This is a genomic window from Mesorhizobium sp. B4-1-1, assembly GCF_006439375.1.
Taxonomy (GTDB): Bacteria; Pseudomonadota; Alphaproteobacteria; order Rhizobiales; family Rhizobiaceae; genus Mesorhizobium.
This window is the reverse complement of the sequence record NZ_VFTH01000020.1, coordinates 24265-47399: the sequence shown is the minus strand read 5'-3', so window position 1 is coordinate 47399 and position 23135 is coordinate 24265. Positions and strand designations below refer to the sequence as shown.

Here is a 23135-nt window from a genome sequence, read left to right as displayed (position 1 = left end):
TCGGCAGGCAAGGCCGCGGCATCGAGCCGGGCCTGCGTTGCGGGAGGAATCCATGTCATCCGTGCTTTGGACGCCGGCGCCGGCCGCGTTCCAATCGTCCAACCTTGCGCGCTTTTCGATAGCCAACGGCTTCGACCCGCGCGACTACGAGACGCTGCATCGCTGGTCGATCGGCGATCCTGGCGCGTTCTGGCGCGCGGTGTGGGATTTCGCCGGGGTCATCGGCGAACCGGGCGCCATCTCCTTCCTGCGCGACGACAATGCGCCGATGACCAGGAGCCGATTCCTGCCGGACGCTTCGCTCAACCTCGCGGAAAACCTGCTGTGTGGCGACGGCGAGAGGGTCGCAGTGATCGAGGCCGACGAGAGCGGCCATTTCCGGACCATCACGCTTGCCGAATTGCGCCGGCTCGTGGCTAGAATGGCCGACGGCCTGCGCGCGGCCGGTATCGCCAAGGGCGATTGTGTCGGCGGCATCCTGCCCAATCGCGTTGAAGGTCTCGTCGCATTGCTGGCGACGCTTTCCGTCGGCGCTGTCTGGTCGTCCTGCTCGCCGGATTTCGGCGCCGCCGCGATCGTAGACCGCCTCGGCCAGATCGGCGTCAAGGTGCTGTTCGCCGCACCTCGCTACCGCTATGCGGGCAAGGAGCACGACATCTCCGGCAGGCTGGCGGAGATCGTCGCCGCGATGCCGAGTGTGACGACGCTGGTGCTGACCGGCGAACCGGGTCCCAGGCCAAGCTGCGCGGCGGATTGCATTTCGTTCGACGATTTCGGCGGCGACGCTCCGCTCAGCTTCGAGCGCGTGCCCTTCGACCATCCGGCCTATGTGCTCTACACCTCCGGCACGACGGGCGCGCCGAAGGCGATCGTCCACCGAGCCGGCGGCGTGCTGCTCCAGCATCTGAAGGAGCATCTGCTGCATGGCGATGTTCGCCCCGGCGACGTCATGAGCTGGTACACCAACACCGCCTGGATGATGTACCACTGGCTGATCTCGGGCCTCGCCTGCCACGCGACAGTGGTGCTCTATGACGGCGCGCCGATCCTGAAATCGGGCGACGGGCTCGATCCCAGTCCGCTCTGGACGATGGCCGAGCGTGCCCGCGTCACGCATTTCGGCACCAGCCCGAAATATTTGGCCACACTCGCCGCCGAAGGCTACGCGCCGGGCCACTTGTTCGATCTCTCGTCGCTGCGGTCTCTGCTGTCGGCCGGCGCGCCCGTCTCCCCTGGTCAGTTCGACTGGGCCTACGAGCATGTGAAAAAGGATATGATCTTCGCCTCGATCTCGGGTGGCACCGAGATCATTGGCTGCTTCCTGCTTGGCTCGCCCCTTCACCCGGTGCGGCGCGGCGAGTTGACCGTGAAAGGGCTCGGCCTCGCGGTCGGCGTGATGGACGAGAGCAATGCGCCCATCATTGGCCGCCAGGGCGATCTCGTCTGCACCGAGCCGTTCCCGTCGATGCCGCTGACCTTCTGGGGCAAGGATGGCGAGGCGCGCTATCACGCCACCTATTTCGCCGCGCGCCCGGAGATCTGGACACATGGCGACGTCGCCGAGATGACCGCCTATGGCTCGGGCATCATCCATGGCCGCTCCGATACGACGCTGAAGCCCGGTGGCGTGCGCATCGGCACGGCCGAAATCTACGCGGCCTGCGAAGACTTTGCCGAGATCGAGGATTGCCTGGTTTTTGGCGCGCCCGTCGAAGGTGACGAAGAGATCGTGCTCTGCGTCAAGCTCAATGATGGGTATGCGCTGACCTCGGAGCTTGCCGCGCAAATCCGCAGGGCGATCCGCGAAGGCGCATCGCCGCGCCACGTGCCGCACCGCATCCATGCGGTGCAGGCCGTGCCCTACACGCTGAACGGCAAGCGGGTGGAGGGCGCGGCCCGCACCACGCTCGAAGGCAAGCCGGTCAAGAACATGGCCTCGCTCGCCAATCCGGCATGTCTCGAGGAATATCGTGCGCTCGACCGGAGCAAGGCGGCATGAGCCGGTCGAGGGGAGCGATCGTCGGCATCGGCGAGTTGAAGCCGCAACGTTTGACCAGCGGCGTGACGACGCTGGAGATGATTGCCGCGGTCTCGCGCCTGGCGGTCCTCGACGCGGGGCTGGAGCCGAGAGCCATCGATGGGCTGCTGGTCGGGCCGCAGGTCGGCGAGACGCCGCAACATGTCCCGGCGACCATCGCCGAATATCTGGGTCTCGCTCCGACCATGGCCAACGTCGTCGATCTCGGCGGCGCATCCGGCGCCGGCATGGTCTGGCGGGCGGCCGCAGCTATCGAGGCCGGCATGTGCGAGGCGGTTCTGTGCGTGCTCGCCAACAACCGCGAGGCGGCGGCGCCCCGCTCGCCCAACCGCAATCCGATCCGCGAGTTCGATGTGCCGTTCGGCGCCTCGGGCGCCAACATTTCCTACGCGCTGCTGATGCAGGCGCACATGGCGGGATATGGCTCGACGGCACGGGATTTCGCCGTGATCGCGGCGGCGGCGCGCGCCAATGCGCAGTCCAATCCCGACGCCATCTTCTTCGGCAAGCCGGCGGATGTGGAAGCGGTGCTCGCCTCGCCCATGATCGCCTCGCCGCTGCACCTTCTCGAAATCGTCATGCCGGTCGCCGGCGGCGAGGCGGTCGTCGTCACTTCGGCCGAACGCGCGCGGTCATTGTCCAAGCCGCCCGTCCATCTGCTCGGTGCCGGCGAGAAGGTCACGCACCGGGCCGTCAGCCAGGCGCCCAGCCTCACCTCCGGCCCGCTGAAGAGCGCCATGGCGCGAGCCTTCGCGCAGTCTGGTACCAATGCCGACCGAATGGACCTTCTCTCGCTCTATGACTGCTACACCATCATGGTCGCCACAACGATCGAGGATGCCGGCCTCTGCGCGCCGGGCGAATTCGGCGCCTGGCTGCGCGGTCGCGATCTATCACACAAGGGCGACATGCCGCTGAACACGCATGGCGGCCAGCTGGGTTTCGGCCAGCCGGACCTTGCCGGCGGCATGACGCACGTCGTCGAGGCGGTGCGCCAACTGCGCGGCGAGGCGGGCGAACGCCAGATCGGCAAAGCCGGGCTCGCGCTGGTCACCGGCAATGGCGCGACGATGAGCGAAGCGACCGCACTCGTGCTGGGAGCCGCCTGATGTCCGTCGATCTCAACACGCTCAAGACCGCCGGCCCGACCATCACCGCGCTCACCCGGCCGTTCTGGGATGCCGCGGCCGAAGGCCGGTTGACGATTCAACGCTGCGAGGATTGCGGCAAGGCCGTCTTCTATCCGCGGCCGATCTGTCCGCACTGCTGGAGCAGGCGGCTGGTCTGGAAAGACGCATCGGGCAGGGGGCAGCTCAAATCCTTTTCCGAGATGCATAAGCCCGGCCATCCCGGCTGGCTGCCCGCGGCACCTTACGTGGTCGGCCTGGTCGAACTGGCCGAAGGCCCGACGATGCTGAGCTTCATCCTGGCCGGCACACGGCCGCTACATGTCGGAGACATACTGCGGCTTGCGCCGACAGCCATCGGCGGTCGCGTCCTGCCTGCCTTCAAACCAATCGAACCCAGAGCAGAGGAGAAGCCGAAATGAGCACCGAGACGAAAGACGGTTGGGTGGGTGTCGTGAAGGGCCGCCCGCAGGTCGGCGCCTTTGCCGAGCGCACGCGGCGCACGCGCATGAGTGACATCGAAGCCTTCACCGACATCACCGGCGACCGCAACCCGCTGCATTACGACCGCGCGCTGGCCGAGAAGTCGGTGTTCGGCAAGCTGATCGTCCAGGGCGGCGTCACTTCCGGCATCCTCAATGCGCTGGTGGCGGAGGATCTGCCCGGACCTGGAACCGTGTTTCTCGAAGTGGCCTGGAAGTTCGTCAAGGCTGTCGGCGTCGATGAGGAGATCACCGGACGCGTGGAGGTCAAGGACGTGCGGCCCGACAAGCCGATCTGCAAGATCGAGACCAGCGTGCGCAACGGCCAGGGCGAGCTTTGCCTCACCGGCACGGCCACGGTGTTCACCGTACCGCTGCAAGGCGCATGAGCACGGTCGGGGGCGGCCGGCTTGGCATGGCGGCCGACAGCGAGCGTTGGCGCGTGCTGTCGCTGCTTTGCCTGGCGGTCGTCCTTTCGCTGACCACCTGGTTTTCGGCGACCGCGATACTTCCTGAGCTGAAGCAGGAACTCGCACTGGGCGCGAGCGCCGAAGCATGGCTGACCAATGGCGTTCAGGTCGGCTTCGTGATCGGCGCGCTGGCGGCGAGCCTGGTCAATCTTCCCGATCTTGTGCGGCTCAGCCGCCTCATGGCGGCCGCGGCCCTTGTCGCCGCTTTAGCCAACGCGACGCTGCTGCTTCATCCCGGACCGGGCGGCGTGATCGCCGCGCGCATCGTCACCGGCGCCGCGCTTGCCGGCGTCTATCCGCCGGCGCTGAAGCTCGTCGCCACCTGGTTCACGCGCGACCGGGGGCTGGCGCTAGGCGCGGTCATCGGCGCGCTGACTGTCGGCTCGGCGCTGCCGCATCTCTTCCGCGCCGTCTCGACCGCGCTCGACTGGCGTCCGGTGGTCGCCGCCGCCAGCGTGGCGACGGCGGCGGGCGCGTCGCTCTTCCTGCTGTTCGCCAAAGAAGGGCCGTACCCCTTCGGCAAGGCCGTCTTCGAGCCCTCGCGCATCGGCCAGGTGTTTCGCGAAAAGCCGCTGCTGCTCGCCAATCTCGGCTATCTCGGCCATATGTGGGAGCTTTACGCCATGTGGGCGTGGCTGCTTGCCTATACGCGCGCCGCTTTCGAGGCGCAGGTGATCGGAACCGCCGCTACCGCCTCGCTCTCGACCTTCCTTGTCGTGGCCTCCGGCATCCTCGGCTGCCTGCTCGGTGGCTATCTGTCCGACCGTATCGGCCGCACCATCACCACCGCCGGCATGATGCTCGTCTCGGGCGGCTGCGCACTGCTGATGGGCTTTCTCTTCACCGGCCCACTCTGGCTCTTCATGTTGGTGGCCGTCGTCTGGGGCGTTTCGGTCATTGGCGATTCGGCGCAGTTCTCCGCAGCCGTCACCGAGCTTGCCGACCGCCGCTTCGTCGGCACCGCGCTGTCGGTGCAGCTTGGACTGGGTTTCGCGCTGACGGTGCTCGCCATCTGGCTGACGCCGCGCTTCGCCGACTTCATCGGTGGCTGGCGCTGGGCCTTCCTGCTGCTGGTTCCCGGGCCGCTTCTGGGGGCTGCCGCGATGCTATGGTTGCGAAACTTGCCGGAGAGCGTGAAAATGGCCGCAGGTCTCCGCTAGGGAGGCGCCGCCGCTCGTTGAGTCGCGGCAATGAATTGCGGCAGGACCGAATGCAACAAGCAACCAGAATGCGCGGGCGTCCTCGTTACGATCAGGAAGATGCCGAGGCGGCCGAGGCTTTCCGCTCGATCGGCTCAAAGGTTCAGCTCAACCGCGACGAGGCGGCCCCGCTTTGGGTGCAGTTGCGCAACCAGGTCGAGGAAGCGATCAACACCGGGTTGCTTGCCGCCAATTCGCGCATTCCCTCTGAGCAGGCGCTTTGCGAATTCTTCAGCGTGTCGCGTCCCGTGGTGCGCGCGGCGATCGGCTCGCTGTCCAACGAAGGCCGTATCATCAAGATGCCGCGCAAGGGTATGTTCGTCGCGGCACCGCGCGAGCATGTCGACTTCATGACCGCCAACCTCGGCGTGTTCGACGACCTGACCGCCAAGGGCCACAAGGTCTCGACCCGCACGCTGGAAATCTACCGCTGTCCGCCGAGCGAGAAGGAGTCCAAGGTCTTCGGCATTCCCGCCAATGGCAGCGTGGTCCGCATCAGCCGCGTCTACATGACCGATGGCTCGCCGATCACCATGACGCGCATCAGCCTGCCGGGACATCGGGTGCCGGGGCTGGAGAACATCCTGTCGGAAAACCAGTCGATCTTCGGCACCATCCGCGCCGTCTTCGGCCTGACCGTGAAGCGCGCCGACCGCTGGCTGCGCGCCGCACTTCCGACCAAGGAAGAGGCCGATGAGATGGGTGTCGCCGCCAACACGCCGCTGATCGAGATCGAGTCGATCGCCTATGACGCCGACGGCGCCGCGCTCGAATATTACGAGGCCTTCTACAACTCCTCCGTGGCCCGCATCCACATGGCGGTGGAGCAGCCGTCGGCGACCGTGAACGGCGTCGATCGCACCTGAATTGCGCTCGTCCAAAAAGATTCCCTTTTCTGGTTATTACCAGATTGACGGACCCAGGAAGCTTCTGTAACGTCCCTGTCATGGGGTCGGGAGGAGCCTGACCCGGAGGCATTATCAGGACCGGTCGGCTTGCGGCGCTGCTTCGGCGGCGAGGGTGGTATTTTGCCCGCGCTCAAGTTCGTCCTGATGGAGGACGTGCATGGATTACCAGTCGCAATTCGACCTGACAGGCGAGGTTGCCGTCGTCACCGGCGGCGCCAGCGGGATCGGTCTCGAGGCGGCCAAGGCGCTCGGGACTTGCGGCGCGAGTATCGTCCTGCTCGACATGAATGCGGACGGGCTGAAAGCCGCTGCCGAGGCGCTCACGACGGCCGGTGTCGCAAGCGTCGATGGCCGCGTGCTCGATGTCACGGATCCACAGGCGGTAGAGGCGATGGCAACCGCGATCGTCGCGGACTTCGGCAAGGTCGATGTCCTGGTCAACAGCGCCGGCATCGCGCGCCTCAACACCGCGCTCGACACCCCGGACGAGGAATGGCGCCTGGTGATGGATGTCAACGTCAACGGCGTCTACTGGGCCTCGCGCGCCTTCGGCCGCTCGATGGTCGCCCGCAACAAGGGTTCGATCGTCAATCTCGGCTCGATGTCGGGCCTGATCATCAACCGTCCGCAGACCGCGCCGTCCTACATGGTGAGCAAAGGCGCCGTGCACATGATGACCAAGGCGCTCGCCGTCGAATGGGCGAAATCGGGAGTGCGCGTCAACGCGCTGGCTCCGGGTTACGTCGGCACCGAGATGACGCTGAAGATGCGCGAGCGTCCCGAACTCTTCAACACCTGGATCGACATGACGCCGATGGGGCGCTTGGGCACACCGCAGGAGATCGCCTCGGCGATCCTGTTCCTGGCGTCGCCGGCGTCGAGCTACGTCACCGGCGCGATCCTGTCGATCGACGGCGGTTACACGGCCTGGTGACGGATTGAGCAAGGATTGGAATATCGCATGACCGTTTCGGACCGAGAGGAGCGCCAGGCAATCATCGACGCCTGCATCCAGATGAACGCACTTGGCATCAACCAGGGCACATCCGGCAACGTCAGCTGTCGCCATGGCGACGGCATGCTGATCTCGCCGACCAGCACCCCCTACGACACGCTGCAGCCGGAAGACATCGTCTTTATGGGCTGGGACGGCGAGGTCGACGGCCGCCTGCCGCCGTCGAGCGAATGGCGCTTCCATTTCGACATCATGAAGGCGCGGCCCGAGGTCAACGCCGTCGTCCACGCGCATCCGACCTACTGCACCACGATCGCCATCATGGGCAGGAAAATACCGGCGATCCATTACATGGTCGCGGTCGCCGGCGGCAGCGACATACGCTGCGCGCCTTACGCCACCTTCGGCACGGCGGAGCTTTCGGCGCATGCGGTGGAGGCGCTGCGCGACCGCAAGGCCTGCCTGCTTGCCCAGCACGGCATGATCGCAGTCGGATCGAGCCTCGCTCAGGCCATGTGGCTTGCCGTCGAGGTCGAGACGTTGGCGCGCCAGTATCACGGCGCCCTGCAGATCGGAGAGCCGCCGTTGCTGTCCGACGAGGAGATCGAAAACGTCATCAAGCGCATGGCGAGCTACGGCCTGCGCGACAACGAGGCCGCTGCCTGAGCGGCGGCCATCAGGCAGAATCCTCCGGAAGGCCCGGAGCGATCAACAAGGGAGGAAATGAAATGACCAGATCAATGAAAGGCCTCGTCAAGGCGCTCGCCCTGGGGCTGGCGGCGGCTTGCAGCCTTGCCGCCGTCTCCGGCGCGAGCGCCGAGGAGCTGTCGCTCAAGGGCAAGCGCATCGGCGTCTCGGCAATAGGCACCGACCACTACTGGGACCTGATGGCGTTTCGCGGCATCCAGGATCGTGTGAAGGAACTAGGCGGCGAAGTGATCGCCCTCGACGCCGGCCGCAAGGACCAGCAGCAGATTGCACAGCTGCAAACGCTGATCGCGCAGAAGCCCGACGCCATCATCGAGCAGCTCGGCAATCTCGAAGTGCTGAACCCGTGGCTGCAGAAGATCCGCGACGCCGGCATCCCGCTGTTCACGGTCGACACCGCCACCCCGCACGCCATCAACAACACCACCTCCAACAACTACAATATCGGCGCCGAAATCGCCTTGCAGATGGTCGCCGATATGGGCGGCAAGGGCAACGTGCTGGTCTTCAACGGCTTCTACAGCGTGCCGGTCTGCAAGATCCGCTACGACCAGCTGAAATATGTGCTGACCTCGTTCCCGGATGTGAAGATCGTCGAGCCCGAGCTACGCGACGTCATTCCGAACACGGTGCAAAGCGCCTATTCCAACGTCACCGACATGCTGACCAAATCGCCCGAGAAGGGTTCGATCGGCGCGGTCTGGGCCTGCTGGGACGTGCCGCAGATCGGCGCCACGCAGGCGGTCGAGGCTGCCGGCCGCAACGAGGTCAAGACCTACGGCATCGACGGCAGCCCGGAAGTCATCAAGATGGTGATGGACCCGAAATCGTCGGCCGGCGCGGTCGCGGCGCAGCAGCCCTATGAGATCGGCAAGACCTCGGTCGACAACGTCGCGAAGTATCTGGCCGGCCAGAAGGTGCCGCCCTTCACCTTCGTTCCCGCGGTGCTGATCAACAAGGAAAATGCCGCCGAAAAAGGAAAGCCGTTCCTCGACGCCGCCGAAAAGGCAGGCGTTAAATAGAGCGGAACGAAACAACGGGCAGCCAAGGCGTTGCGGCTGCCCGCCAAATTCAATCGAGGTTGACGGCCATGCAGCCAGCAAAGCGTGACATTGCTGTGTCGATGACGGGCATATCGAAGCGGTTCGGTCCGGTGCGCGCGCTGGAGAACGCGAACCTCGAGATCGCGCGCGGCTCGATCCTCGGCCTTGTTGGCCAGAACGGCGCCGGCAAGTCGACCATCATCAAGGTGCTGGCCGGCATCATCAAGCCGGACAGCGGCACTATTCTCATCAACGGCGAGGCCATCACCTCGCTCACGCCGGCTTCGGTCGAAAAGTTCGGCGTGCATTTCATCCACCAGGACAGGCTCCTGGTGCCAACCGCGACCGTCGGCGAAGCTGTCTTCCTCGGCCACGAGATCGGCCTCGGTCCGTTCGTCAGCCGCCGCGCCATGGAGCGCAAGGCTGCGGACCTGTTGAAGCGCTTCTTCGGCATGGAACTGCCGTCGGGTACGCTGGTGAAAGACCTGACCACCGCGCAGCAGAAGGTCGTCCAGATCACCCGCGCGCTGGCGCAAAAGGCATCGGTGCTGGTGCTCGACGAGCCGACGGCGGCATTGGTCAAACGCGAGGTCGATAGCCTGTTCGACGTGCTGCGCCGGTTGCGCGACGACGGCATCGCCGTGGTCTTCATCTCCCATTATATGCAGGAGATCGAGAAGCTCTGCGACTGCGTCACCGTGATGCGTAACGGCACGGATGTCGGCACGGTCGATCCGCGCCAGACACCGATCGACGAGATCATCTCGATGATGATCGCCCGGGATGTCGGCGAGATGTTTCCGAAGCGCTCAGTCGAGCTTGGCGCGCCGGTGCTGGAGGTTTCCAACCTTCGCCTCGGTGGCAGTTTCGAGAATATCGGCTTCAACGTTCGCGCCGGCGAGATCGTCGGCCTAACCGGCCTGCTGGGCTCCGGCGCCAAGGAAATCGTCCAGTGCCTGTTCGGCCTCAAGACCGCCGATGGCGGCCAGGTCAAGGTCGAGGGCAGGGAGCTTGCGCTGTCGACGCCGGTCAAGGCCGTGCGCGACGGCATCGCCATGCTGCCGGAAGACCGCCGCGCGCATGGCGTGGCGCTCGGACTGTCGGTGCGCGAGAATATCTCGCTGGCCAGCCTGCGCCGCTATTCGCGAAGCGGCATGGTCAGCCGTGGCTTGGAGAACAAGGCGGTCGACGGCCTGATCAAGGAACTGTCGATCAAGACGCCGCATCGCGACGCGCTGGTGCGCGAGCTCTCCGGCGGCAACCAGCAGAAGGTGGCTTTGGCCAAATGGCTGAGCTGCCAGTCGCGGGTCTATGTGCTGGACGAACCGACGGTCGCCGTCGATGTCGGCGCCAAGGTCGAGATCTACAATCTGTTGAACCGCCTGGCGGGCGAGGGAGCGGCGATCCTGCTTCTGTCCTCCGACCTGCTGGAGCTGGTCGGCGTCTGTGACCGCGTTCTGGTCGTCTATCGCGGTCGGCTTGCCGGCAGCTTCTCCGGTCCTGCGATGAACAGCGACGCGCTGCTGGCGGCTTCGTCCGGTGCGCGCTCGAACACCGATGGAGCGACCGTATGAGCGCGACTGTTCTTCACACCGAAGTCGGCGTGTCCGACGAAAAACAAGCCGCCGCAAAGAGCGCGGGCCGGCGCTTCGGCGCGCTGGTCGTGCGGCTTGGCGCGATCGCCGCCTTCGCTGCGATCATGGCCTATTTCGTCATCTTCGCGCCGGGCTTCACCTCGACCTTCAACCTGATCAACGTCATCGAGCAGTCGGCGATCTTGGGCGTGCTCGCCTATGGCATGACGGCCGTCATCATCGGCGGCGGCTCCGATGTCACCGAAGGCGGCATCGACCTGTCGATCGCCGCCAATATGGGGCTCTGCGCCGCCGTCTACGCGACACTTTTGTCGATGGGTTATGGCGACTTCCTTTCGGTGCTCGCTGCCATCGCCGTCGGCATGGCGGTCGGCGCGCTGAACGCCCTTGCCGTGGTCGGGCTCGGTATCCTGCCGCTGCTTGCGACGCTTGCCGTGCTCAATGTCGCCGCCGGCATGGAACTCACGCTCACCCAGAACACGGTCGTCGGCGCATCCTCCCCGCTGCTCGGCGTGCTGGTTTCGGGGAGCTTCCTCGGCATCTCCGCGCTTGCCTGGGCATTGATCGTCTTCTCAGCGATCATGATCGCGGTCGTTCATGGCACGTCGTTCGGGCTCAGGCTCTACGCTGTCGGCGGCCATCCCGAGGCGGCGCGCGCGGCCGGTCTCAGCGTGCCGTTCTACGTGTCCTTCACCTATGTGCTGAGCGGCTTCTGTGCTGCTGTGGCGAGCATCCTCACCGTCTCTCGCCTGTCGGCCAGCACACCCGGTTCCGGCGAGCTGCTTCTGTCGGTGCTGGCGGCGGCACTGCTCGGCACGGTCTTTTCCCGCCGCTTCGTGCCGACCATGGGCGGCACGCTGCTCAGCGTTCTGTTCATCGGCCTTCTGGCCAACGGTTTCCAACTGCTCAACGTCTCCAGCTACTGGGTCAACGGGGTGCAGGGCGCGCTGATCCTGCTGGTGGTGGCCATCACATCCTTTGCCCGCGGTTCGGAGGGTTCGCGATGAGCGTCTCTGCCAACGACAACTCCGCCAAGGTGAGCCTGCCCGGCTTCCTCGCCAAATACAGCGTGCTCATTGCCTTCGCGGCCATCGTCATCTTCTTTTCGGTGGCGAGCCCGACCTTCCTGACGCCGGCCAACCTTTTCAACGTGCTGGTCAACAACGTCGTCATGCTGGCGATCGTGGCGCTGGGGCTGACCATCGTCATCTCGTCGGGCGGCATTGATCTCTCCGTCGGCGTGTCCGTCGACATGGCGAGTATGATCTTCGTCATGCTTCTCGCCGCCGGCTACAGCGGCGTGGTCGGCGTCGCCGGCGGACTCGGCGCCGCGCTGATCGTCGGCGTGCTGAATGCGATCCTCATCACCAGGCTCAACATCAGCCCCTTCCTGGCGACGCTCGGCGTGCTCTTCATCGGCCAGAGCACGCAGCAGCTCGCCACCAGCGGCGGCCAGCCCATCTACCTCACAAGCGGCTATGCAGCAGACCAGTTCAACGCCATTGCCCGCACCGCTTTGTTCGGAATACCGACGCCGGTCATCGTGCTGATCGTCCTGGCGGTCGCGGTCCATCTCCTGCTGCATCGCTCGGTCTTCGGGCGCTATGTCCAGGCCATGGGCGCCCAGCCCGGCGTCGCCTGGTATTCCGGCATCCGCGTGCCGCGCGAATTGTCGATGGTGCATGTGCTGTGCGCGCTGCTTGCCGGCGTCACAGGTATATTGTTGTCCGCGACGGTGAAGTCCTACGTGCCGCTGTCGGGCAATGCCTTCCTGCTCGACGCGATCGGCGCCACTTTCATAGGCACGACGCTCAGCCGCGAACGCAAGCCCTCGGTCATCGGCACGCTGCTCGGCGTGTTGCTGCTCGCCATCGTCAAGAACGGGCTGCTGCTCGTCGGCTGGAATTTCTACTGGCAGCAGGTCGGCATCGGCGTGCTCGTCTTCCTGGTGCTGGCCGCGAGCTTCGGCCTGCGCCGCGCCGCCCATTGAGTTCGAAAGGTCAAGTCAGCCATGCCACAATTCGACGTCAGCTCGATCGGCTTCTACGTCCTCGACATCCTGGGACGGCCGGTTTCGCGCATCCCCGAAGGCGGCCACGCCGACTATATCGAGGAGATCCGCATGACTGTCGCCGGCACGGCCGGCGCGACTGGGATGGACTGCGCCATCCTCGGGCTGAAGACCCGGGCTGTCACCACGCTCGGCACCGACGACATGGGCGACTGGTTCCTGGCCAAACTTCAGAAATATGGGCTGGAGACGAGCCTTGTCCGCCGCGACGGCAGCGTCCAGACTTCTTCCACCATCCTGCCGGTGCGGCCAAACGGCGAGCGGCCCGCGTTGCACGTGCCGGGCACCGCCACCTTGTTCGATGTCGCCGATGCCGATCTCGACGCCGCGCTCGATGCGAGCGTCGTCCATGTCGGCGGCACCGGACTGCTGAAACGTTTCGACGGCGGGCCGACCGTCAGGCTGCTGAAGCGCGCCAAGGAGTTGGGCCGCGTCACCACTTTCGACCTCATCCAGGCGACGCCGGAGACCTGGAAGCTGGTCGAGCCGTGCCTTCCCTATATCGACTATTTCGTGCCCAGCATCGACGAGGCCGGCGAGATGGCGCATGACCGCGATCCGGCCCGCGTCGCCGCCTTCTTCAAGGCGAGAGGCGTGAAGAACTGTATCATCACGCTTGGCGCCGGCGGCGTCTATGTCTCGCCCGAGCACGGCGAGGATTTTCATCTGCCGGCCTTCGAAGTCGAGGTCTTCGATACCACGGGCTGCGGCGATTCCTTCACCGCCGGCATCATCGTCGGCATCGTCAAGGGCTGGAACCTCAAGCAGTCCGCGCGCTTTGCCAGCGCCGTCGCCGCCAAGGTGGCGATGGGGCTTGGCTCCGACGGCAAACTCGTTTCATTCGACGATACGATCGCGGCGATGAATTCGCTCCCGGTCAAGACATCAAAGGTGGAAGCAGCATGACCATTCTTCCTGAGGCCAAGGGCAAGACGGCTCTCGTCACCGGCGCCAGCCGCGGCATCGGCAGGGCGCTCGCCAAGGGGCTCGCCGAAGCGGGCTTCGACGTCGCCATCACCGATCTGCCCTCGCAGGCGGCGGAGCTCGACGTCACCAAGGGCGAGATCGAGGCGGCCGGCCGCAAGGCCTATGTCTACACGATGGACGTCAGCAAGAAGAAGGATATCGAAGCGACCGCGCAGGCGCTGCTCAAGGCTGCGGGTAGCATCGACGTGCTGGTCAACAATGCCGGCATTCTCAAGCCCAGCCTGCTCCAGGATCTCGACGAGGCAAACTGGGACGCGCATTTCGACATCAACGCCAAGGGCGTGTTGATGATGTGTCAGGCCGTGCTGCCGCATATGCGTGCCAGGAAATCGGGCAGGGTGATCAACATCGCCTCGATCGCCGGCCGACAGGGCGTGCCGACGCAAGGCCATTACGCAGCGACCAAGGCGGTGGTGATCACGCTGACCAGGGTGCTGGCGCAGGAAGTCGGCATGGACGGGGTCACCGTCAACGCGATCTGCCCCGGCATCATCCTGACCGAAATGGGCAAGAACAATCTGGGCAGCGAAGCCGCCATCCGCCACTGGGAGGACGTCGCCGCGCTGAAGCGCCTCGGCGCGCCGGAGGATATCATAGGCCCGGCGCTGTTCTTCGCCTCCGATCTCTCGGCCTTTGTCACCGGCCAGGCGCTCAACGTCGACGGCGGCATTTACTATCACTGACCGCTCGCTGAGTTGGCAATGAACGTATCCCCACGTCGTGATCAACGACCAGCAGCGTAGCCCCTACGGGCTCTTCCTTGTTTGTCATCATGACAGCTCAGAAGCAACGGAGCGCCTCGGGCGTGATCCCACCGTGCCGCCGCTTGCCGATATCGACGGGCCGCCGGAGATCGCCGCAGCGGTGGTCGCGTTCAACAATGTGCAGGCGCGGCTCAAACTTTATGTCAAGGATCGCACCACTATGGTCGCCGCGATCGCGCACGATCTGCGCACGCCCTTGATGCGTCTGACGCTGCTGCTGGAGAACGTCCCTTCCGACATGAAATCGGCAGCTGAGGCGGAGATCAAGGAAATGAACAGCCGCATTCGCGGCGCGCTTGCATTTGGTCGTGATGCCGGCAATCCAGGTCGCAGACAATGTCTGGAGTTGCGAACACTGGTCGAAAGCGTGGTCGACGAGATGGCGGATCGCGGCGCGGACGTTGCGGTGTTACCTGGCGACGAGCTGACGGTTAACGCCGACGTTGCGGGGCTGAGAGCGCTGCTCGTCAACCTTGTCGAGAATGCAGTGCGTTATGCCGATGGCGCGCGTGCAATTGCGACGCCTGGACAACCGGATCCTGATCGAAGTGGCGGACAATGGACCGGGCATTCCAGTGCCGGAACTGGAGAAGGTGTTCGAACCATTCTACCGTCTGGAAGCATCACGCAACCGGGCGACCGGCGGCACCGGCCTTGGCCTTGCCAGCGCCAGGGCGGTGGCAAGGAGTCACGGCGGTGACGTAACTCTTGCCAACCGGCGGGAAAGGGGCCTCGTGGCTACCATCACGCTGCCGCTTCACTAAGAAAATTAGGCGCTCGGACGAAACGCCGGCCCAACGCGATCACCCGGGCACTGACCAATCTTGTGGAGAACGGGATGCACTTCGGCTCATCCGTTCTGATCACCGCATCGGTGGGAGGCGAGGTCGTCACCGTCGACGTCATGGACGATGGGCCGGGTATTCCCAAAGACCGGCTACAGAGCGTGATCGAGCCCTTCGTCCGTCTCGACCCGTCGCGATCGAACCGCTTCGGGAACGTCGGGCTCGGGCTCTCCATCGTGAAGGAGATTGTTGAGGGGCATGAGGGGACGCTCGAATTGATCAACAGGCGGCCAACGGGGCTGATCGCCAGGATCCGGTTGCCGAGCAGCCAGGTCATCTCGTCTTGATTAACTGTAACGCAATAAACGATGTGATCCGATCGCTGGGCTCATTGTCCTTCGTCGCGCAGACGACCCGCGATCCCGCCAAGCGAGGCGGCAAGCCAAGTGACATCGCACAAGCCGCCGTTTGGTTGAACTCAAGTGCGTCAAGCTATCTACTCGGGGCAAATGTTGATCGTTGACGGAGGCATGACCATCGGTGGGTTCAAGTTCTAGCCTCGAACTTTGCTCCTCTAAGAATTACGTCGGCAAATGGAGACTGGATGACGTGTCTTGACGCCCGCAAATCATATCTTCTTCAATGTCCCGACCTGGATGGATCGGCTTCTTTCAAAGCTCGGCTGACAACGAGTTTCTTGGCGAATTCCTCTTGGGTTATGGAGCTTTCCTGCTTGCCGGAGGTGGGGAGCCAGTCTCCTCAGGTGAGGGTTCGTTTACCGATGTCTGCCTACCGTTGAGTTTGCCGAGAAGGCATCAAAATAGGAAGATATCGGCCATATACCAAGAAGGAACAGGCCGCCCATGTCATCGAAGCGACTGGAGAACAAGGTTGCCATCGTCACAGGAGCTGCGCGGGGCATTGGAAGGGCGACGGCAATCGCTTTCGCAGGCGAGGGCGCGACGGTCGTAGGCATCGATATCGCAGGCCCGATCAGCAAGACGCTGGAGGTGAAGCCCGCCACAATCTCGGATTTGCATGAAACTGGACGGCTCGTTGAGGCGGCGGGAGGCAGATGGGGCGCTCGCCAGCTCGACCAGCGGGACATCACTGCTTTGCGCGAGGCCGCCGCGTGGACAGCCGAAACCTTCGGCAAGATCGACATCTTATTTGCCAACGCGGGAATCCAGGCTTTCAAGCCTATCCTGGAGATGGAAGACGCCGACTGGCATGATCAGATCGACGTCAATCTGACGGGCACCTGCAACGCAATCCGCGCGGTCGCGCCCTATCTCGTCAAGAATGGCGGCGGTCGCATCATTGTCACCTCGTCGACCCAAGGCCAGCACGGCACGAAGTATGGGGCGGCCTATTCGGCCTCGAAATGGGGCATCATCGGCCTGATGAAGTCCGCGGCCTTGGAGCTCGGTCAATACGGGATCACCGTCAACGCCGTCATTCCGGGTCTCATCGATACGCCGCTCACGCGCCACCGCCAGCGCTATGCACAAGCGATCGATGATCTGACCAATGCCGAGCCGTTGGAGAAGCTGGAAGCCGAAGCAAGGCAAAAGCTCACCGCCAAATCGCCGCTTGGGGTGCCTTGGCTTCCTCCCGAATCCGTTGCTCCGGCGGTGGTCTTTCTCGCCAGCGACAACGCTTACATGGTTTCGGGAGCGACATATGATGTGACGGGGGGCGACAGCGCCAACATTACCGCCTGAACTGCTGGTAACATTTCATGCGAGGAGAGGCCCAGGAACTTAAGTCTGACTAGGTCCCGTGCGTTTCCGTAACGGACTGATTTCACTTGGAAATTTATGGTGCCCAGAGGCGGATTCGAACCACCGACACGCGGATTTTCAGTCCGCTGCTCTACCAACTGAGCTATCTGGGCCTGTGCCGGCTAACGGAATGCGCCTGCCGGGTTTCGCGAAGGCGCCGGCGGCGCCCCTTGAAAGCGCGTGGGTTATAGCACGGGAATCCTGCCTGTCCAGCGCCTAGGTGTTGATTTCGTCAGGAAAGAAAAATCGCCGGGAAACGGCCTGTCGCCGGCTGCGCTCACGGCTCGTCCTTGGGCGTCGGGCCCGGCTTCGGGCTGTCCTCTTCTTCCTCTTCGCCGTCGCGGACGGGGATGACATAGGCCCCCTTCAGCCAGCGATTGAGGTCGATGTCCTTGCAGCGCGCCGAGCAGAACGGGTAGTGCTCGCGCGCCGAGGGTTTGCCGCATTCGGGGCAGGGCCGCTTCGGCCTCAGCGGCGTGACCTTGTCGTCCGGACTCATGAGCGCGAAGCGTGCCAGTTCTGGTGCGCCTTGAAGCCCTCGCCCGAAAGCAGCGCCACGCTCTCGTAGAGCGGCAGGCCGACCACATTGGTGTAGGAGCCGACCAGCTTGACGACGAACGAGCCGGCCAGGCCCTGCACGGCATAGCCGCCGGCCTTGCCGCGCCATTCGCCCGAGGCGACATAGGCGTCGATCTCCTCGCGCGGCAGCCGCTTGAAGCGCACCCTGGTCTCCACCAGCCGCTGGCGCAGCTTGCCGCCGGGCGTGATCAGGCAGATGCCGGAATAGACTCGGTGCGAGCGGCCGGAAAGCAGGCCGAGGCAGTTGATGGCGTCGTCGATCGTCTCGGCCTTGGGCAGGATGCGCCGCCCGACCGCCACCACCGTGTCGGCGGCGAGGATGAAGGCGGGTGCATAGTCCTCCTCGCTCTTCAGCGAGGCCAGCGCCTTCTCGGCCTTGTCCTTGCAAAGGCGCTTGGCCAGCGAGCGTGGATGCTCGGCGCGCAGCGGCGTCTCGTCGACATCGGCGGGCAGCACCCGGTCCGGCTCGATGCCGGCCTGCTGCAGCAATTCGATGCGGCGCGGCGAACCCGAGGCAAGCACGAGCTTCTGCAGGATGCTCATGTGAGCATGATGCCGAAAAGTTTGAAGCGGTTTTCGGGCGACATCATGCTCCACTCTTTGATTTGGAGCCGGATGATTTCAGGTCGAACAGACCTGAAATCATCCGGCTCTAGCTTCGCGCGGACTGTTACTTGAAACGGTAGGTGATGCGGCCCTTGGTCAGGTCGTAAGGCGTCATCTCGACCAGGACCTTGTCGCCGGTCAGCACGCGGATGCGGTTCTTGCGCATGCGGCCGGCCGTGTGGGCGATGATTTCGTGTTCGTTTTCGAGTTTCACGCGGAACATCGCATTGGGCAGCAGTTCGGTGACCACACCTGGAAACTCGAGGACTTCTTCCTTCGGCATTCTATACCTTTGCTTGGATGGGCGTTCCGGCGCCTAGAGCGTGATGCCGAAAAGTGTGAAGCGGTTTTCGGACGACATCATGCTCTTGATCTGGAGTCGGATGATTTCAGGTCGAACAGACCTGAAATCATCCGACTCCAACCGGAATTTGCGCGGAACCTATATGATAATCATCCGCTTGTGAACAAGCTTAATCCGGGGCGCTTTCAGCCCCCGGTGCCGCAAAACGTCGACTTATGCGGGTTTTCAGCCGCTCGCGCACGTCGCGATAGGCGGCCATGATGTGCTCGCGCGTGCCGCCGGTGTCGGTCGGGTCGGGCATCGGCCAGTATTCGACCTCGACGGCGAGCGATCGGGTGAGCTCGAGGGCCGCATGATGCGCTTCCGGCGCCAGCGTGACGATCAGGTCGAAATAGTCGTCTTCCAGCTCCTCCAGCGTCCTGGGCTGGCGCTCGCCGAGCGACAGGCCCTCTTCGGCAAGCACCGCGTCGACGAACGGATCGCGCTCGCCGGCGCGCACGCCGGCGGAAGCGACGAAGGTGGTGGCGGGAAGCATGCGGCGCGCCAACTGTTCCGCGATCGGCGAGCGCACGGCGTTCATGCCGCACAGGAACAGGATCGAGTGAGACAGGGCGGCCACTAGAGGATGGTCCCAAAAAGTGGGAACCGGTTTTTGGAAAAGATCATGCTCCAACAAAAGAGCATGATCCCGAAAAGTGGGAACCGGTTTTCGGAAAAGATCATGCTCCGACAAAGAGCTGGATCAGGACGGTGTTTCAACGAAACATCATCCTGATCTAGCCTCGCCAGTGCAGCACGCAGACCAGCGTGAACAGCCGGCGCGCCGTGTCGAAGTCGATCTCGATCTTGCCGGCGAGCCGGTCCATCAGCGTCTGCGAGCCCTCATTGTGCAGGCCACGCCGGCCCATGTCGATCGCCTCGATGTGACTCGGCGTCGAGGAGCGGATGGCCTCGTAATAGCTTTCGCAGATCAGGTAGTAATCCTTGACGATGCGCCTCAGCGGCGTCAGCGACAGGATGTGGGTGACCACCTCGGCGCCGTTTTCACGGCTGACGGCGAAGACCAGGCGTGACTCGGCCAGCGAAAGCTTCAGCCTGTACGGACCGGCGCCGTCATCATTGATCGGCCGAAACCTGTTCTCCTCGATGAGGTCGAAGATCGCCACGGCCCGCTCGTGCTCGACGTCAGGCGTCGAACGTCCGATCGATTCGTCGAGCTCGACGTCGATCAGCCTGTCGCGGATTTGGTCGTGGCCGGACATCGCTACATGTTCAACCTGATCGCGGCGGAGCGGGCATGGGCATCGAGGCCTTCCGCCTTGGCAAGCGCGATCGCGGCGGGCGCCAGCGCCTTGAGTTGATCCGGCCCGAGCTTCAGGATCGAGGTGCGCTTGACGAAATCGAGCACGGACAGACCCGACGAGAAACGGGCCGAGCGTGCCGTCGGCAAAACGTGGTTGGAGCCGCCGACATAGTCGCCGATGACCTCCGGCGTATGGCGGCCGATGAACACGGCGCCCGCGTTGCGCAGCCTGGAAAAGAAACCCTCGGCATCGTTGAAAGCGAGCTCGACATGCTCGGCCGCGATCCTGTCGACCAGCGGCAGCGAGGCTTCCAGCGTCGGTACCAGGATCACCGCGCCGAAATCGCGCCAGCTCGCGGCCGCTGTCTCGGCGCGCGGCAGCACCTTGAGCTGGCGTTCGACCGCCTGCTCCACCGCCTTGCCGAATTCGGCGTTGTCCGTGATCAGGATCGACTGCGCCGATATGTCGTGCTCGGCCTGCGCCAGAAGGTCGGCCGCGATCCAGTCCGGATCGTTGTCGGCGTCGGCCACCACCAGCACTTCCGACGGCCCGGCGATCATGTCGATGCCGACGGTGCCGAACACTTGGCGCTTGGCTGCCGCGACATAGGCATTGCCCGGACCGACGATCTTGGCCACCGGCCTGATCGTTTCGGTGCCGTGGGCAAGGGCCGCAACGGCCTGCGCGCCGCCGACGCGGTAGATCTCGGAAACGCCGGCAAGGTCGGCGGCCACCAGCACCAGCGGATTGATGACGCCGCCCGAGGCCGGCACGACGATGACGATGCGCTCGACGCCGGCGACCTTGGCCGGCACCGCGTTCATCAGCACCGAGCTCGGATAGCTCGCCGTGCCGCCCGGCACGTAAAGGCCGACAGCTTCGATAGCCGTCCAGCGCGAGCCGAGCTCGACGCCGGCGGCATCCGTATAGCGGTCGTCCTTGGGCTTCTGCCGCTCGTGATGCGAACGGACACGCTCACGCGCGAATTTGAGCGCCTCGACGGTCGCCGGATCGGCCGCCTCATAGGCCTTGGCGATGTCGTCCTTCGAGACGGCGATGCCGAGCGCGTTGAGATCGGCTTTGTCGAACTTCAGCGTGTAGTCTATCAACGCCTTGTCGCCTTCGGCGCGCACGCGCTCGATGATGCCGCGCACCACGGCCTCGACGTCGGCGGACACCTCGCGCTTGGTGGTGAGGAAGGCCGAAAAGCGTTGCTCGAAATCGGCGTCCTGCTGTCGGAGCGTAATCGCCATTGCGCTTTTAGCCTCTGTGCACGGGTCGCGAGGTGGCTTCCCAGGAGCCGCCGACATCGGCAAGCCGTGCCTCGACGCATTCGACGTCGAGCATGATGGTGCCGCCGCCCGCAAACACCAGTTCGACGATGCCGGCCGGCTTGCTGATGGCGATGAAGCTGATCGCCAGCAGCGACAGCACCTCGGCCGGCTTGTCGCGCGCAATGCCGCTGGTCTTGGCGCCGAGTACGCGATCGAAATGCAGAACGCTCTGGCGCCGTTCATTGTGCTGGCGGAACAGGCCGGATTTCGCTTCCCAGACGAAGCGGTTCATGGTCAGCACGAAGCGCTTGGCCGCCGGCAGATATTCAAGGTCGGAGACCTTCATGACGGCGTCCTGGACATGCGCCGAAACGATGCTCAGATCCTGTTCGTCGAGCGCGATGAGCTTGAGAGCTGCCATGCCGAATGCGCACCTGGAGGTTGATAATTCAGCCCTCTGTTATGCGGTCTTTCCCGCCGGTGCAACTCGCCCGAGGCAGATGCCGGTAGGCGTCAGCCCGAAATCCGCTCGATCACCGCGCCGCAGCCGGAAAGCTTCTCTTCCAGCCGCTCGAAGCCGCGGTCGAGGTGGTAGACGCGATTGACCGTGGTCTCGCCCTCGGCGGCAAGGCCGGCGATCACCAGCGACACCGAGGCGCGCAGGTCGGTCGCCATCACGGGCGCGCCCTTGAGCTTGGCGACACCGTCGACGATCGCCGTCTGGCCGGAAAGCGTGATGTGGGCGCCCAACCGGGCGAGCTCCTGCACATGCATGAAGCGGTTCTCGAAAATCGTCTCGGTGATGCGCGACTTGCCCTTGGCCATCGTCATCAGGCCCATGAACTGCGCCTGCAGGTCGGTCGGGAAGGCGGGGAAGGGGGCGGTCGTGACGTCGACCGGCGCAATGCCGGCGCCGTTGCGCTTGACGCGGATTCCCTCATTGGTCGGCGTGATCTCCGCGCCGGTCTCGACAAGAACATCGAGCGCGGTCTGCAACAGGTCTGGACGGGCGCCGGCGAGCATCACGTCGCCGCCGGTCATGGCGACGGCCATGGCGTAGGTGCCGGTCTCGATGCGGTCGGGGATGACGCGCACGCGGGCGCCCGACAGCGCTTCGACGCCGTGGATGGTGATGGTCGAGGTGCCGGCGCCGTGGATCTTGGCGCCCATGGCGATCAGGCATTCGGCGAGATTGACGATTTCCGGCTCGCAGGCGGCGTTCTCCAGCACCGTCTCGCCCTTGGCGAGCGAGGCCGCCATCACCAGCACATGGGTAGCGCCGACCGACACCTTGGGAAACACGTAGCGATTGCCGATCAGGCGGCCGTTCCTGGTCTTGGCCATGACATAGCCATTGTCGACGTCGAGCTCCGCGCCGAGAACCTGCAGCCCCTCGAGGAACAGGTCGACCGGGCGCGTGCCGATGGCGCAGCCGCCGGGCAGCGACACCTTGGCCTCGCCCATGCGGGCAAGCAACGGTCCGATCACCCAGAAGGAAGCGCGCATCTTCGAAACAAGTTCATAAGGCGCGGTGGTGTCGACGATGTTGCGGGCCGAAAAATTGATCGTGCGCGAATAGCCTTCCTGCTGCTTTTCGCGCCGGCCGTTGACCGAGTAGTCGACGCCGTGATTGCCGAGGATGCGGATCAACTGCTCGACATCGGCCAGATGCGGCACGTTTTCGAGCGTCAGCGTATCGTCGGTGAGCAGCGAGGCGATCATCAGCGGCAATGCCGCATTCTTGGCGCCCGAGATCGGAATGGTGCCGGCCAGCTCGTTGCCGCCGACAATTCTGATGCGATCCATGAGAAAACGTCCCCTCGGCCAGAACAGGCCGGTTTCAATCGGTTGATGCGCCCGGCTTAGACCATTGGCCGGCTTGGTTCAAGAAATAGGATTTTCTTGAAACCGGACCAACTGTGACCGGCCAGTATGGCTGATTTGGTCAGCCCTTGTGCATTTTTCCAGCAGCCGGCAATCCTTCGGACCTTAGATCCGCGTCGCGGGCGCGCTGCTTGTCAGCGTCGCTGGCGCGTCGTGATCGCGTCTGCGCCTTGCGCTTCTGCAGATTGGCGCGCAGCGCCTCGGCCAGCCGGTCCTTGCGCTCGCCGTCGCCCTTTTTCGGTGGATTTGCCTTGTCGTTCATCGTCTG

At 64.3% G+C, this 23135-nt stretch carries 26 protein-coding genes and 1 tRNA gene; 17 read left to right on the top strand and 10 right to left on the bottom strand.

The annotated features are described in order from the left end of the window. Positions 1 to 52: 52 nt before the first annotated feature. From FJW10_RS24020 to FJW10_RS23930, 17 genes are all read left to right on the top strand, one after another. A complete protein-coding gene (locus FJW10_RS24020; RefSeq protein ID WP_140901902.1) occupies positions 53 to 1999 on the top strand; it encodes an acetoacetate--CoA ligase in 1947 nt (648 codons plus the stop codon). Then, a complete protein-coding gene (locus FJW10_RS24015; protein WP_140901901.1) occupies positions 1996 to 3147 on the top strand; it encodes a thiolase family protein in 1152 nt (383 codons plus the stop codon). Before FJW10_RS24020 ends, FJW10_RS24015 begins: the two co-directional genes overlap by 4 nt. Further along, entirely contained in the window at positions 3147 to 3587 is a 441-nt protein-coding gene (locus FJW10_RS24010) for a zinc ribbon domain-containing protein (RefSeq protein ID WP_140901900.1), read from the top strand. The genes FJW10_RS24015 and FJW10_RS24010 overlap by 1 nt, the downstream gene beginning before the upstream one ends. Then, the gene (locus FJW10_RS24005; protein ID WP_140532069.1) at positions 3584 to 4036 is read left to right on the top strand and encodes a MaoC family dehydratase; all 453 of its coding nucleotides are present in this window, start codon (positions 3584 to 3586) and stop codon (positions 4034 to 4036) included. The genes FJW10_RS24010 and FJW10_RS24005 overlap by 4 nt, the downstream gene beginning before the upstream one ends. Beyond that, a complete protein-coding gene (locus tag FJW10_RS24000) occupies positions 4033 to 5277 on the top strand; it encodes an MFS transporter (protein ID WP_140901899.1) in 1245 nt (414 codons plus the stop codon). The genes FJW10_RS24005 and FJW10_RS24000 overlap by 4 nt, the downstream gene beginning before the upstream one ends. Before the next feature lie 68 nt (positions 5278 to 5345). Continuing rightward, the gene (locus tag FJW10_RS23995) at positions 5346 to 6182 is read left to right on the top strand and encodes a GntR family transcriptional regulator (RefSeq protein WP_140835697.1); all 837 of its coding nucleotides are present in this window, start codon (positions 5346 to 5348) and stop codon (positions 6180 to 6182) included. 199 nt (positions 6183 to 6381) lie between these two features. Next, on the top strand, positions 6382 to 7158 hold the full coding sequence (locus FJW10_RS23990) for an SDR family oxidoreductase (RefSeq protein WP_140901898.1): 777 nt from the start codon (positions 6382 to 6384) through the stop codon (positions 7156 to 7158). Positions 7159 to 7185: 27 nt separating this feature from the next. After that, complete coding sequence (locus FJW10_RS23985; RefSeq protein WP_140901897.1) at positions 7186 to 7845, top strand: L-fuculose-phosphate aldolase; 660 nt, start codon at positions 7186 to 7188, stop codon at positions 7843 to 7845. A 62-nt stretch (positions 7846 to 7907) separates the two neighbouring features. Further along, entirely contained in the window at positions 7908 to 8909 is a 1002-nt protein-coding gene (locus FJW10_RS23980) for a sugar ABC transporter substrate-binding protein (RefSeq protein WP_210239821.1), read from the top strand. Positions 8910 to 8977: 68 nt separating this feature from the next. Further along, positions 8978 to 10504, top strand: coding sequence for a sugar ABC transporter ATP-binding protein (locus FJW10_RS23975; protein ID WP_181177647.1), 1527 nt, complete (start codon positions 8978 to 8980; stop codon positions 10502 to 10504). Then, a complete protein-coding gene (locus FJW10_RS23970; protein WP_140901896.1) occupies positions 10501 to 11532 on the top strand; it encodes an ABC transporter permease in 1032 nt (343 codons plus the stop codon). Before FJW10_RS23975 ends, FJW10_RS23970 begins: the two co-directional genes overlap by 4 nt. After that, a complete protein-coding gene (locus FJW10_RS23965) occupies positions 11529 to 12515 on the top strand; it encodes an ABC transporter permease (protein WP_140901895.1) in 987 nt (328 codons plus the stop codon). Before FJW10_RS23970 ends, FJW10_RS23965 begins: the two co-directional genes overlap by 4 nt. Before the next feature lie 21 nt (positions 12516 to 12536). Then, the gene (locus tag FJW10_RS23960) at positions 12537 to 13502 is read left to right on the top strand and encodes a sugar kinase (RefSeq protein ID WP_140901894.1); all 966 of its coding nucleotides are present in this window, start codon (positions 12537 to 12539) and stop codon (positions 13500 to 13502) included. Next, positions 13499 to 14266: an SDR family NAD(P)-dependent oxidoreductase gene (locus tag FJW10_RS23955; RefSeq protein ID WP_140901893.1), complete on the top strand. Its 768-nt coding sequence runs from the start codon at positions 13499 to 13501 to the stop codon at positions 14264 to 14266. The genes FJW10_RS23960 and FJW10_RS23955 overlap by 4 nt, the downstream gene beginning before the upstream one ends. A 37-nt stretch (positions 14267 to 14303) precedes the next feature. Further along, positions 14304 to 15047 carry a HAMP domain-containing sensor histidine kinase gene (locus FJW10_RS30870; protein ID WP_246674360.1) on the top strand — a complete coding sequence of 248 codons (744 nt, stop codon included), beginning with the start codon at positions 14304 to 14306 and terminating at the stop codon, positions 15045 to 15047. Between the two features lie 102 nt (positions 15048 to 15149). Beyond that, positions 15150 to 15479 (top strand): ATP-binding protein, encoded by a 330-nt coding sequence (locus FJW10_RS23940; protein ID WP_281405141.1) that lies wholly within the window; start codon positions 15150 to 15152, stop codon positions 15477 to 15479. A gap of 516 nt (positions 15480 to 15995) precedes the next feature. Next, positions 15996 to 16856 (top strand): SDR family NAD(P)-dependent oxidoreductase, encoded by an 861-nt coding sequence (locus FJW10_RS23930; protein WP_140901890.1) that lies wholly within the window; start codon positions 15996 to 15998, stop codon positions 16854 to 16856. A 97-nt stretch (positions 16857 to 16953) separates the two neighbouring features. On the opposite strand, the gene FJW10_RS23925 is transcribed toward FJW10_RS23930, so the two are convergent. The 10 genes from FJW10_RS23925 to FJW10_RS23880 form a co-directional block, all read right to left on the bottom strand. Then, positions 16954 to 17029, bottom strand: a tRNA-Phe gene (locus FJW10_RS23925). Between the two features lie 164 nt (positions 17030 to 17193). Continuing rightward, entirely contained in the window at positions 17194 to 17415 is a 222-nt protein-coding gene (yacG, locus tag FJW10_RS23920; protein WP_140659616.1) for a DNA gyrase inhibitor YacG, read from the bottom strand. Beyond that, complete coding sequence (locus FJW10_RS23915) at positions 17412 to 18038, bottom strand: Maf-like protein (protein ID WP_140679459.1); 627 nt, start codon at positions 18036 to 18038, stop codon at positions 17412 to 17414. The genes yacG and FJW10_RS23915 overlap by 4 nt, the downstream gene beginning before the upstream one ends. A 127-nt stretch (positions 18039 to 18165) precedes the next feature. After that, positions 18166 to 18384: a translation initiation factor IF-1 gene (gene infA / locus FJW10_RS23910; RefSeq protein WP_006200926.1), complete on the bottom strand. Its 219-nt coding sequence runs from the start codon at positions 18382 to 18384 to the stop codon at positions 18166 to 18168. Positions 18385 to 18574: 190 nt separating this feature from the next. Next, positions 18575 to 19024 (bottom strand): low molecular weight phosphatase family protein, encoded by a 450-nt coding sequence (locus tag FJW10_RS23905; protein ID WP_140901889.1) that lies wholly within the window; start codon positions 19022 to 19024, stop codon positions 18575 to 18577. A gap of 157 nt (positions 19025 to 19181) precedes the next feature. Beyond that, positions 19182 to 19667: a UPF0262 family protein gene (locus tag FJW10_RS23900; RefSeq protein ID WP_140648026.1), complete on the bottom strand. Its 486-nt coding sequence runs from the start codon at positions 19665 to 19667 to the stop codon at positions 19182 to 19184. A 2-nt stretch (positions 19668 to 19669) separates the two neighbouring features. After that, positions 19670 to 20962: a histidinol dehydrogenase gene (gene hisD / locus FJW10_RS23895; RefSeq protein ID WP_140901888.1), complete on the bottom strand. Its 1293-nt coding sequence runs from the start codon at positions 20960 to 20962 to the stop codon at positions 19670 to 19672. A 7-nt stretch (positions 20963 to 20969) separates the two neighbouring features. Then, positions 20970 to 21404 carry a DUF2948 family protein gene (locus tag FJW10_RS23890; protein ID WP_140901887.1) on the bottom strand — a complete coding sequence of 145 codons (435 nt, stop codon included), beginning with the start codon at positions 21402 to 21404 and terminating at the stop codon, positions 20970 to 20972. A 92-nt stretch (positions 21405 to 21496) separates the two neighbouring features. Then, positions 21497 to 22789 (bottom strand): UDP-N-acetylglucosamine 1-carboxyvinyltransferase, encoded by a 1293-nt coding sequence (gene murA, locus FJW10_RS23885; RefSeq protein ID WP_140835593.1) that lies wholly within the window; start codon positions 22787 to 22789, stop codon positions 21497 to 21499. A 139-nt stretch (positions 22790 to 22928) separates the two neighbouring features. Continuing rightward, positions 22929 to 23129 carry a hypothetical protein gene (locus FJW10_RS23880; RefSeq protein WP_140901886.1) on the bottom strand — a complete coding sequence of 67 codons (201 nt, stop codon included), beginning with the start codon at positions 23127 to 23129 and terminating at the stop codon, positions 22929 to 22931. Positions 23130 to 23135: the final 6 nt, after the last annotated feature.

Excerpts from the sequence above, each read along its gene's own strand:
- FJW10_RS23880 (WP_140901886.1), bottom strand. The coding sequence starts at position 23,129 with ATGAACGACAAGGCAAATCCACCGAAAAAGGGCGACGGCGAGCGCAAG.
- hisD (WP_140901888.1), bottom strand. The coding sequence starts at position 20,962 with ATGGCGATTACGCTCCGACAGCAGGACGCCGATTTCGAGCAACGCTTT.
- FJW10_RS23970 (WP_140901896.1), top strand. The coding sequence starts at position 10,501 with ATGAGCGCGACTGTTCTTCACACCGAAGTCGGCGTGTCCGACGAAAAA.
- FJW10_RS23965 (WP_140901895.1), top strand. The coding sequence starts at position 11,529 with ATGAGCGTCTCTGCCAACGACAACTCCGCCAAGGTGAGCCTGCCCGGC.
- FJW10_RS23960 (WP_140901894.1), top strand. The coding sequence starts at position 12,537 with ATGCCACAATTCGACGTCAGCTCGATCGGCTTCTACGTCCTCGACATC.
- FJW10_RS23975 (WP_181177647.1), top strand. The coding sequence starts at position 8,978 with ATGCAGCCAGCAAAGCGTGACATTGCTGTGTCGATGACGGGCATATCG.
- FJW10_RS23900 (WP_140648026.1), bottom strand. The coding sequence starts at position 19,667 with ATGTCCGGCCACGACCAAATCCGCGACAGGCTGATCGACGTCGAGCTC.
- FJW10_RS23990 (WP_140901898.1), top strand. The coding sequence starts at position 6,382 with ATGGATTACCAGTCGCAATTCGACCTGACAGGCGAGGTTGCCGTCGTC.
- FJW10_RS23915 (WP_140679459.1), bottom strand. The coding sequence starts at position 18,038 with ATGAGCATCCTGCAGAAGCTCGTGCTTGCCTCGGGTTCGCCGCGCCGC.
- infA (WP_006200926.1), bottom strand. The coding sequence starts at position 18,384 with ATGCCGAAGGAAGAAGTCCTCGAGTTTCCAGGTGTGGTCACCGAACTG.
- yacG (WP_140659616.1), bottom strand. The coding sequence starts at position 17,415 with ATGAGTCCGGACGACAAGGTCACGCCGCTGAGGCCGAAGCGGCCCTGC.
- FJW10_RS23890 (WP_140901887.1), bottom strand. The coding sequence starts at position 21,404 with ATGGCAGCTCTCAAGCTCATCGCGCTCGACGAACAGGATCTGAGCATC.
- FJW10_RS23985 (WP_140901897.1), top strand. The coding sequence starts at position 7,186 with ATGACCGTTTCGGACCGAGAGGAGCGCCAGGCAATCATCGACGCCTGC.
- FJW10_RS23980 (WP_210239821.1), top strand. The coding sequence starts at position 7,908 with ATGACCAGATCAATGAAAGGCCTCGTCAAGGCGCTCGCCCTGGGGCTG.
- FJW10_RS23995 (WP_140835697.1), top strand. The coding sequence starts at position 5,346 with ATGCGCGGGCGTCCTCGTTACGATCAGGAAGATGCCGAGGCGGCCGAG.
- FJW10_RS24020 (WP_140901902.1), top strand. The coding sequence starts at position 53 with ATGTCATCCGTGCTTTGGACGCCGGCGCCGGCCGCGTTCCAATCGTCC.
- murA (WP_140835593.1), bottom strand. The coding sequence starts at position 22,789 with ATGGATCGCATCAGAATTGTCGGCGGCAACGAGCTGGCCGGCACCATT.
- FJW10_RS24015 (WP_140901901.1), top strand. The coding sequence starts at position 1,996 with ATGAGCCGGTCGAGGGGAGCGATCGTCGGCATCGGCGAGTTGAAGCCG.
- FJW10_RS23955 (WP_140901893.1), top strand. The coding sequence starts at position 13,499 with ATGACCATTCTTCCTGAGGCCAAGGGCAAGACGGCTCTCGTCACCGGC.
- FJW10_RS24005 (WP_140532069.1), top strand. The coding sequence starts at position 3,584 with ATGAGCACCGAGACGAAAGACGGTTGGGTGGGTGTCGTGAAGGGCCGC.
- FJW10_RS23930 (WP_140901890.1), top strand. The coding sequence starts at position 15,996 with ATGTCATCGAAGCGACTGGAGAACAAGGTTGCCATCGTCACAGGAGCT.
- FJW10_RS24000 (WP_140901899.1), top strand. The coding sequence starts at position 4,033 with ATGAGCACGGTCGGGGGCGGCCGGCTTGGCATGGCGGCCGACAGCGAG.
- FJW10_RS24010 (WP_140901900.1), top strand. The coding sequence starts at position 3,147 with ATGTCCGTCGATCTCAACACGCTCAAGACCGCCGGCCCGACCATCACC.